This window comes from Saccharothrix sp. NPDC042600, from assembly GCF_040647305.1.
Taxonomy (GTDB): Bacteria; Actinomycetota; Actinomycetes; order Mycobacteriales; family Pseudonocardiaceae; genus Actinosynnema; species Actinosynnema mutabilis.
In genome coordinates this window covers 1-9,483 of sequence record NZ_JBEZBW010000178.1, presented here as the reverse complement: position 1 = coordinate 9,483, position 9,483 = coordinate 1, and the positions used below count along the sequence as shown (strand labels likewise).

At 69.1% G+C, this 9,483-nt stretch carries 8 protein-coding genes; 7 read left to right on the top strand and 1 reads right to left on the bottom strand.

Features of this window, described 5'->3' with window-relative positions; genetic code table 11:
- Window positions 1–128: 128 nt before the first annotated feature.
- A complete protein-coding gene (locus AB0A74_RS41740) occupies window positions 129–1,349 on the bottom strand; it encodes an ROK family transcriptional regulator (RefSeq protein WP_358258642.1) in 1,221 nt (406 codons plus the stop codon).
- Window positions 1,350–1,539: 190 nt separating this feature from the next.
- Here AB0A74_RS41740 and AB0A74_RS41735 point away from each other — a divergent pair, with 190 nt between their 5' ends.
- The 7 genes from AB0A74_RS41735 (at window position 1,540) to AB0A74_RS41705 (ending at window position 9,383) form a co-directional block, all read left to right on the top strand.
- On the top strand, window positions 1,540–3,198 hold the full coding sequence (locus AB0A74_RS41735; RefSeq protein WP_358258640.1) for an ABC transporter substrate-binding protein: 1,659 nt from the start codon (window positions 1,540–1,542) through the stop codon (window positions 3,196–3,198).
- Window positions 3,195–4,226, top strand: a complete 1,032-nt coding sequence (locus AB0A74_RS41730) for an ABC transporter ATP-binding protein (RefSeq protein WP_358258639.1) — start codon at window positions 3,195–3,197, stop codon at window positions 4,224–4,226. The genes AB0A74_RS41735 and AB0A74_RS41730 overlap by 4 nt, the downstream gene beginning before the upstream one ends.
- Window positions 4,223–5,203, top strand: a complete 981-nt coding sequence (locus tag AB0A74_RS41725) for an ABC transporter permease (protein ID WP_358258637.1) — start codon at window positions 4,223–4,225, stop codon at window positions 5,201–5,203. The genes AB0A74_RS41730 and AB0A74_RS41725 overlap by 4 nt, the downstream gene beginning before the upstream one ends.
- The gene (locus AB0A74_RS41720; protein WP_358258635.1) at window positions 5,203–6,162 is read left to right on the top strand and encodes an ABC transporter permease; all 960 of its coding nucleotides are present in this window, start codon (window positions 5,203–5,205) and stop codon (window positions 6,160–6,162) included. The genes AB0A74_RS41725 and AB0A74_RS41720 overlap by 1 nt, the downstream gene beginning before the upstream one ends.
- Window positions 6,159–7,160, top strand: a complete 1,002-nt coding sequence (locus AB0A74_RS41715; protein WP_358258633.1) for an ABC transporter ATP-binding protein — start codon at window positions 6,159–6,161, stop codon at window positions 7,158–7,160. The genes AB0A74_RS41720 and AB0A74_RS41715 overlap by 4 nt, the downstream gene beginning before the upstream one ends.
- Window positions 7,161–7,175: 15 nt before the next feature.
- Complete coding sequence (locus AB0A74_RS41710; protein ID WP_358258631.1) at window positions 7,176–8,573, top strand: GH1 family beta-glucosidase; 1,398 nt, start codon at window positions 7,176–7,178, stop codon at window positions 8,571–8,573.
- A 63-nt stretch (window positions 8,574–8,636) separates the two neighbouring features.
- Window positions 8,637–9,383, top strand: a complete 747-nt coding sequence (locus tag AB0A74_RS41705) for a DUF427 domain-containing protein (protein ID WP_358258629.1) — start codon at window positions 8,637–8,639, stop codon at window positions 9,381–9,383.
- Window positions 9,384–9,483: the final 100 nt, after the last annotated feature.

The following is a 9,483-nucleotide window of genomic DNA, read 5'->3' as shown; positions in this document are numbered from 1 at the left end:
CCAAAAGTGTGGTAGCCCTTCGGGCGGGCCATACGGAGATGACACAAGCAAGAAGCCCGGCTTGGGTTGTGTCCTCTCCGGTGGACTGCCCGCTTCGGCTTCGCCGCGTTCGTGGGGGTTGGGTGTTTTCAGGCGATGTCGGCGTGGGGGAGGGGTTTTCTGGGGTCGGTGGCTCGGTCCAGTAGGGCTGCTACCGGGAGGGTTGCCGCTCCTACTGCCACCGCGTCCGGTCCTAGTTGTCCTAGTGCTATGGAGGTTTGTTCGTACGGGTGGCGGAGTGAGTGGGATCGGGTGGCGGTGACGATGCGGTCGAAGTAGTGCTCTCCCAGGGCCAAGCCTGCCCAGCCGCCCAGCACTATGCGTTCCGGGTTGAAGAGGTTCACCAGGTTCGCGATGCCTGCGCCCAGGTAGCCGGCCGTCTCTTCCAGCACCCGGGCGGCTGTTTTCGATGTTGCGGCAGCTTGGATCAGACTGTCTACACCGGACTGTTCGTCTGAATGGGGCGTGTGGCGGCTGCCGCGTGCGCGTTGGTACCGGTCTAGGATTCCTTCGGCGCCGACGTAGGCCTCCAGGCAGCCCGAAGAACCGCAGCGGCACGGGCGTCCGCCGTACACGATCGTCGTGTGGCCCCATTCGCCGGCCGACGACGTGGTTCCCCGGTAAACCGCGCCATCGGTGACCACGGCTGCTCCCACGCCCGAACCCACTAGGGCGACCACCACGTGCCGGGCACCACGTCCGGCGCCGAACCACATCTCGGCCTGGCCCTGGGTCTTCGCGCCGTTCTCCACGTACAGCGGCAAGGTCACGCCCGCCGATCGGATCATCTCCTCCAGCGGAACGCCGTCCCAGCCCAGGGTCTGCGCGTGGACGATCGCCGCGGGGCCCTGTTCCACCGTGCCGGGCACGGCTATCCCCACGCCCAGGACCGTGGACGCCGGCACACCCGCGACCACCTCGGCCAAGGCGGACGCGATCAGCTCCGCGACGGCGACCGGATCGGCGGGGGACAGGTGGTGCTCCACCGCCGCCAACTGGGTCATCCCCAGGTCGAACAGCTCGACCTTGATCCCGGTCTCCCCGACGTCCACGCCGACCACGTGCCCGTACGCCGGGTCCACCCGGAGCAGCACCCTGGGCCGTCCGCCGTCGGAGTCGACCGAACCCGCCTCCACCACCAGCCCGTCCTCGACCAGTTCCCCCGTCACGTTGGACACCGTCGCGGCGGACAGGCCCGACCTCGCCCCCAGCTCGTGCCGGCTCAGCGGGCCGTCGAAGAACAGCGTCGACAGCAGGGTGGAGCGGTTCTGTCGGCGCAGGTCGCGGACGGTGGTGCGCTTGGGCGGCATGGTTCACAAGTTAGTTCGCGACTTAAAATTAGACTAAGTTCGTTACTTGTTCGTTATTGACGTGACCTGGCTCACCGGGTTGAGTCTGCTCCCACAGGGGACGCCCCGACGGGTCCCGAGCCGCGATGGCACGCGCGGTCCGCCCCCACCCTGCGCTCGCTCCGCCCCCCGGTCCCGACAAGGAGAACCCATGCGACTCAGGCGAACGTCCGCCCTCGCCGTCGCGGCAGCACTGCTGTTCTCGGCCGCCTGCTCCGCGAGCAACGAAGGCGCCAAGAGCGGTGGCAACGGTGTGCTCAACGTGGGCATGCCCAACGGTCCCCAGACCGAGAACAACAACCCGTTCCTCAACTCGTCGGCGGCCAGCTCGCTGGGCTACCGCAGGCTCATCTTCGAGCCGCTGGCGATGGTCAACGAGGTCAAGGTGACCGAGCCGTTCAAGCCGTGGCTCGCCACCAAGTGGGAGTGGTCGGACAACTACAGCAAGCTCAAGCTGACCATCCGCGACGGCGCGACGTGGTCCGACGGCAAGCCCCTGACCGCCGAGGACGTCGCCTTCACCTTCGAGCTGCTCAAGAAGAACCCCGGCCTGAACATCGAGGGCGTGCAGTACGGGGACGTGGCGTTCGCCGGCGACGAGGTCACCCTGGGCTTCGCCAAGTCGCAGTTCGTGAACCAGAAGAAGATCATGGAGCAGTTCGTCGTCCCGAAGCACGTCTGGTCGGCGTTCTCCAACCCGTCCACCGAGACGCTGAAGGACCCGGTCGGCTCCGGCCCGTACGTGCTCAAGTCGTTCACGCCGCAGACCGTCACGCTGACCGTCCGCGACAAGTACTGGCAGGACCTGCCGCAGGTCAAGGAGGTCCGCTACACCTCCTACAGCGACAACAACGCGCAGACCACCGCCCTGGCCACCGGCGCCAGCGAGTGGAGCTTCGTGTTCATCCCGAACTACCAGGCCGTCTACACCAGCAAGGACCCGCAGCACTACAAGCTGTGGTTCCCGCCCGTGCTCGGCGTGCACGGCCTGTGGTTCAACACCAAGAGCAAGCCGTGGGACAACCCCGTCCTGCGCCGCGCGGTCAACCAGGTCGTCAACCGCGACGACATCTTCCTCCAGGGCGAGGCCGGGTACTTCTACCCGAAGGTGGACAACATCACCGGCATCCCGACGCCCGCCGGCGAGTCGTTCATCGCGCCCGAGTTCAAGGGCAAGACCGTCAGCGTGGACGTGGACGCGGCCAAGAAGCTGCTGACCGAGAACGGGTTCAAGTTCGAGGGCGACAAGCTCAAGACGCCCGAGGGCGAGCAGGTCACGCTGAAGATGACCGTGCCGTCGGGCTGGTCGGACTACGTCACCGACCTGGAGATCATCAAGGACAACGTGGCCAAGATCGGCATCGAGGCCACCGTGGACCTGCAGAACGCCGACTCGTGGACCAAGGCGCTGGACGTCGGCGACTTCCAGGCCGCGATGCACTGGACCAACAACGGCCCGACGCTGTACGACATCTACCAGTCCATCATGGACGGTGCGCTCTACAAGCCGATCGGCACCGGCGGCATCAACGGCAACTACGGCCGCTACGAGAGCGCCGAGGCCACCAAGGCGTTGCAGGACTACGCCACCGCGCCCGACGAGAAGACCCGGACCGAGGCGCTGTACGTGCTCCAAAGGCTGCACGTGAAGGACATGCCGGTGGTGATCACGTCCGCGGCCAACGGCGGCGGCCAGTACAGCACGAAGAACTGGGTCGGCTGGCCGGACGAGGCCAACCCCTACGGCCCGGTCCAGCCCACGCTGGAGAACGCGCTCGACGTCGTGATGCACCTGAAGCCGGCCGCATGACGACGAGCACACCGCCGACGGCCTCCGGGACCACCGACGTGGTCCTGGAGGCCGAAGGCCTGACCAAGCACTTCCCCGTCCGCAAACGGGGACGCGAGCTGCTGTCGCGGACCGTGCGCAGCGTGCGCGCGGTGGAGGACGTGTCGCTGCGGCTGCACCGCGGCCGGGTCACCGCGCTGGTCGGCGAGTCCGGCTCGGGCAAGTCCAGCGTCGCCCGGCTGCTCGCCCAACTGCACCTCCAGACCTCCGGCAGTATCAAGCTGCACGGACGGGAAGTGGACGCCAAGGGCGGCCGGAAGTTCCGCGCGTACAGCAAGCGCGTGCAGATGATCTTCCAGGACCCGTTCGCGTCGCTGAACCCCGTGCACACCGTGCGCTACCACCTCACCCGCGCGCTGAAGATCCACGGCCGCGCCGGCGGGACGCCGCAGGAGCTGGAGGAGGCGCTGCACGACCTGCTCACACGGGTGCAGCTCACCCCGCCCGAGCGGTACGTCGACAAGTTCCCGCACGAGCTGTCCGGCGGGCAGCGCCAGCGCGTGGCCATCGCGCGCGCCCTGGGCGCGGACCCGGAGGCGCTGCTGGCCGACGAACCGGTGTCCATGCTCGACGTGTCGATCCGGCTCGGCGTGCTCAACCTGCTGCGCGACCTCAAGGACCGGCTGCGGCTGGCGATCCTCTACATCACCCACGACATCGCGTCGGCACGCTACTTCGCCGACGAGACCTACGTGATGTACGCGGGCCGGGTGGTCGAGGGCGGGGACAGCGAGTCGGTCACCCAGCGGCCGGCCCACCCGTACACGCAGCTTCTCATCGAGTCCGCGCCCGACCCCGACCGGCCGGCGGCGGAGGAGAAGGACGGCGGCACCGGCGAGCCGCCGTCGCTGATCGACCCGCCCGCCGGCTGCCGGTTCCACCCGCGCTGCCCGCACGCGATGGCGGTCTGCGCCCGCGAGGTCCCGCCGCGCTTCGACGTCGGCGAGGGGCACTTCGCGGCCTGCTGGCTCTACGGGGAGGAGCGGTGAGCTACCTCCTCAAGCGGATCGCGTTCTACCTGTTCACGGCGTGGGCCGCCATCACGATCAACTTCTTCGTGCCGCGCCTGATCCCCGGCGACCCGGTGCAGGCGCTGATCACCAAGTCGCGCGGCCAGATGACCACCGAGGCCGTCCAGTCCCTCTACGTCTTGTTCGGGCTGGACAAGGACGAGAGCGTCGTCGAGCAGTACTTCCGGTACTGGGGCCAGCTCTTCCGCGGCGACCTGGGCCTGTCGTTCACGTTCTTCCCCTCCCCGGTGGCGGACGTGATCGGCGACGGCCTGCCGTGGACCGTGGGGCTGGTCGGCATCACCACCGTCGTCGGGTTCGTGCTCGGCACCGCCGCGGGCACGGTAGTGGGCTGGCGGCGCGGGTCGTGGGCGGACCTGCTGATCCCCGTGACCACGTTCGTCTCGTCCATCCCGTACTTCTGGCTGGGCCTGATCGCGATCACCCTGCTGACCGGGCCGGGCAGCTTCTTCCCCGCGTCCGGCGCCTACGACACCGGCCTGGTGCCGGGCTGGGACTGGGAGTTCATCGGCAGCACCCTGCGCTACGGCCTGCTGCCCGCCGCCACCATCCTGGTCTCGTCGATGAGCGGCTGGATCCTGAGCATGCGCAACATGATGGTCACCGTCGCCTCCGAGGACTACGTGACCGTCGCGCACGCCAAGGGGCTGAGCGAGCGGCGGGTCATGGTCGGGTACGCGGCGCGCAACGCGTTGCTGCCCAACGTGTCCGGGTTCGCGTTGTCGCTGGGCTTCATCGTCGGCGGCACGCTGCTGGTGGAGATCGTGTTCTCCTACCCGGGGCTGGGGTTGCAGCTGTTCCAGGCGGTCGGGGCGAAGGACTACCCGTTGATGCAGGGCATCTTCCTGATCATCACGCTGTCGGTGCTGCTGGCCAATTTCCTGGCCGACGTCGCCTACCTCGTGCTGGACCCGCGGACCCGGAGGGAGGGCTGATGGCCGTCGTACCCACCACGGTGGTGAGCGCGCCGGTGAAGCGGCGCAAGCTGCGGTTCGTGGCCAACCCCAAGGCCACCACGGGCCTGGTGCTCATGGGGTTCTTCGTGCTGATGGCGGTCATCGGGCCGTGGATCGCGCCGTTCGACCCGTCCGAGCGCAGCTCCGACCTGCTGCAACCGCCGTCGGGCAAGCACTGGTTCGGCACCACGCACCTCGGGCAGGACATCTTCAGCCAGGTCCTGGTCGGCACGCGCAGCGTCATGCTCGTCGGGCTGATCGCCGGGGTCGTGGCGACCGTGCTGGCGGTGCTCGTCGGCGTCACGTCCGGCTACCTCGGCGGCGTGGGCGCGGAAGGGCTTTCCGCGCTGTCCAACGTGTTCCTGGTGATCCCGGCGCTGCCGTTGATCATCATCATCACGTCCACGCTGCCCGACACCGGCAACATCACCATCGCGCTGGTCATCGGCTTCACGTCGTGGGCCTGGGGCGCGCGGGTGTTGCGGGCGCAGACGTTGTCGTTGCGGCGCAGGGACTACGTCGAGGCGGCGCGCGCCACCGGCGAGTCCACGTGGCGGATCATCCTGTTCGAGATCATGCCCAACCTGACCGCGGTCATCGCGTCCGGGTTCGTCGGCACGGTGATCTTCGCGGTGATCTCGGAGATCACGCTGGCGTTCATCGGCGTGTCCGACGCGGGCGGCTGGAACTGGGGCACCGTGCTGTTCTGGGCGCAGAGCCAACAGGCCCTCGCGCAGGGCGCGTGGTGGTGGTTCGTGCCCGCCGGCCTCGCGATCGCGTTGCTGGGCACGGCGTTGTCGCTGGTGAACTTCGGCATCGACGAGTTCGTCAGTCCCCGCCTGCGCGGCGGCGGGAAGACCCGCGTGGAGACCGCGGCCGGGCGCACCGTCCGGATGCGCGTCGGGTTCACCCCGGTGCTGGGCGAGGAGGCCAAGTGAGCGACGCCGTGTTGGAGGTCCGCGACCTCAACGTGGACTACGGGCTCGGTGACGACGCCGTGCGCGCCCTGCGGGACGTCAACCTCACCCTGCACCGCGGCGAGGTGCTGGGGCTCGCGGGGGAGAGCGGCAGCGGCAAGTCCACCCTGGCCTACGGCCTGACCCGGCTGCTCCCGCCGCCCGGCGTGGTGCGCTCCGGCGAGGTGTTCTACCACCGCGACGGCGGCGACCCGGTCGACGTGCTGCGGATGAGCCACGCCGAGCTGCGCCGGTTCCGGTGGGCGGAGACCGCGATCGTGTTCCAGGGCGCGATGAACTCGCTCAACCCGGTGCACCGGATCGCCACCCAGCTCACCGACGTGATCAAGGCGCACGACCCGCGCAGCACCCGCGCCTCCCGGCTGGACCGGGCGCGGGAGCTGCTGAACCTGGTCGGCATCTCCGCCGACCGGCTCGACAGCTACCCGCACCAGCTCTCCGGCGGCATGCGGCAGCGGGTGATGATCGGCATGGCGCTCGCGCTGGAGCCCAAGGTCGTCATCATGGACGAGCCGACCACCGCGCTGGACGTGGTGGTGCAGCGGCAGATCCTGCGCCAGCTCGTGGAACTGCGCGAGCGCCTCGGGTTCTCGGTCGTGTTCATCACCCACGACCTGTCGCTGCTGGTCGAGTTCTCCGACCGGATCGCGATCATGTACGGCGGGCGGATCGTCGAGGAGGCGGCGTCCACCGAGCTGTACCGCGACCCGTTGCACCCCTACAGCCACGGCTTGCTCAACTCGTTCCCCGCGCTGCGCGGGCCGAAGCGCGAGCTGACCGGCATCCCCGGCTCACCGCCCGACTTGCGCGCCATGCCCCCGGGCTGCGCGTTCCACCCACGCTGCCCGCGCGCGACGGAGCGCTGCGGTGTGGAGGTCCCGGTGCTCGGCGTGCCCGGTGACCGCCGGGACCGCACCGTGGCCTGCTTGCTGCATCCCGTTCACGACAACGGGTTCTGACTCCAGAGGAGATCCATGGACACCACGGCGCCGACCGTCGGGAGCAACCCCGCGATCGACACCTTGCCCGCCACCTTCCGCTGGGGTGTGGCGACTTCCGCGTACCAGATCGAGGGCGCGGTGCACGAGGACGGTCGCGGACCGTCCATCTGGGACACCTACTGCCGGACGCCCGGCATGGTGCACGAGGGCGACAACGGGGACGTCGCGTGCGACCACTACCACCGGATGCCCGAGGACGTCGCCCTCATCGGCTCGCTCGGCGTGGACACCTACCGGTTCTCCGTGGCGTGGCCGCGGGTGCAGCCCGGCGGGAAGGGCCCGGCGAACGCCGCGGGCCTCGCGTTCTACGACCGCCTGGTGGACGAGCTGCTGGGCAAGGGCGTGGACCCGTGGGTGACGCTCTACCACTGGGACCTGCCGCAGGAGCTGGAGGACGCGGGCGGCTGGCCCGAGCGCGACACCGCGTACCGGTTCGCCGACTACTCGATGCTGGTGTTCGACGCCCTGTCCGACCGCGTCCGCACGTGGACCACCCTGAACGAGCCCTGGTGCTCGGCGATGCTCGGCTACTACGAGGGCAGGCAGGCCCCGGGCCGCCAGGACTTCGAGGCGGCGATCCACGCCGTGCACCACCTGCTGCTGGGCCACGGCCTGGCCACGCAGCGGATGCGCGCGGCGGCCCCCGCCCCCACGGAGTTCGGCATCACCCTGAACATGGCCCACGCGTCCCCCGCCACCGACTCGGAAGCCGACCGCGAGGCCGCCCGCCGCGCCGACGGCCTGTCCCGCCGCATCTACCTGGACCCGCTGCTGCGCGGCCACTACCCGGCGGACGTGGTGGAGGACCTCGCGGCACGCAGCGTGAAGCTGCCGGTGAACGACGGCGACCTGGAGATCATCAGGCAGCCGATCGAGGTGCTGGGCGTGAACTACTACTCCAGCCACCTGTTCTCGGGCGTGGACGAGCAGGGCCGGACCACCGACGCCGACGGCCACCCGGTGGACCGCACCGTCCGCTTCGGCCGGCCGGTGACGGCGATGGACTGGGAGATCGTGCCCGAGGGGTTCACGAACCTGTTGGTGCAGATCAGCGACGAGTACCCGGGCGTCCCGATGGTGATCACCGAGAACGGGGCGGCGTTCGACGACACCCTGGCGGGCGGCGTCGTCCAGGACGACGACCGGATCGAGTACCTGGCGTCGCACATCGCGGCGGTGGCCGAGGCCCGGTCACGGGGTGCGGACGTCCGGGGCTACTTCGCGTGGTCGTTGATGGACAACTTCGAGTGGTCCTACGGGTACGCGAAGCGATTCGGCCTGGTCCACGTCGACTACGACACGCAGGTGCGAACGCCCAAGAGCAGCGCCCTCTGGTACCGCGACACGATCCGGCGGGTGCGCGGGCGGTGACGTCCCGGGACGCCTCCGCCGGTGGGCGGCGGGGGCGTCCCGTCCGGGCGTAGCTTCGAGGACATGAGCGAGCGAGGGCGGGTGCGGGTCGAGCAGGGGCACAAGCGGGTCAGGGCGTACCTGGCGGGGGAACTGGTGGTGGACACCGTCCGGCCGAACTTGGTGTGGGAGAAGCCGTACTACCCGACTTACTACTTGCCGGTGGTCGATGTCCGTGCTGATCTGGTGGAGACCGGTGAGGTGAAGCGATCGCCGAGCCGAGGCGACGGCGCGGTGTACGACGTGAAGGTGGGCAACGCCGTAGCGGAGGGGGCCGCCGTGCGGTACCCGGACTCTCCTTTCGAGGAGTTGCGGCCGTTGGTGCGCCTCGAATGGGACGCGATGGACGAATGGTTCGAGGAAGACGAGCCGGTCTACGTCCATCCGCGCGACCCGTACACGCGGGTTGACGCGCTGCCCAGCTCCCGACACATCAGGGTGGAGGTGGGCGGCGTGACGGTAGCCGAATCCCGTCGCCCGGTGATCCTCTTCGAGACCGGATTGCCGGCGCGGTACTACCTGCCGATGACCGACGTGCGCTTGGACCTGCTCCGGGCCACGGACCTTCGTACCAGTTGCCCGTACAAGGGAACGGCGGAGTACTGGTCGGTGGTGGTGGGCGACGAGGTGCACGAGAACGTCGTCTGGGGCTACCGAACGCCTCTGGAAGAGAGCCGGCGGGTAGCCGGCCTGGTCGCCTTCTACAACGAGAAGGTGGACATCTACATCGACGGCATCCGCGAGGACCGCCCCCGCACCCAATTCAGCTAGCCACTGCGGCGAAGCCGCCGGCGGGCAGTCCACCGGAGGGGACACAACCCAAGCCGGGCTTCTTGCTTGTGTCATCTCCGTATGGCCCGCCCGAAGGGCT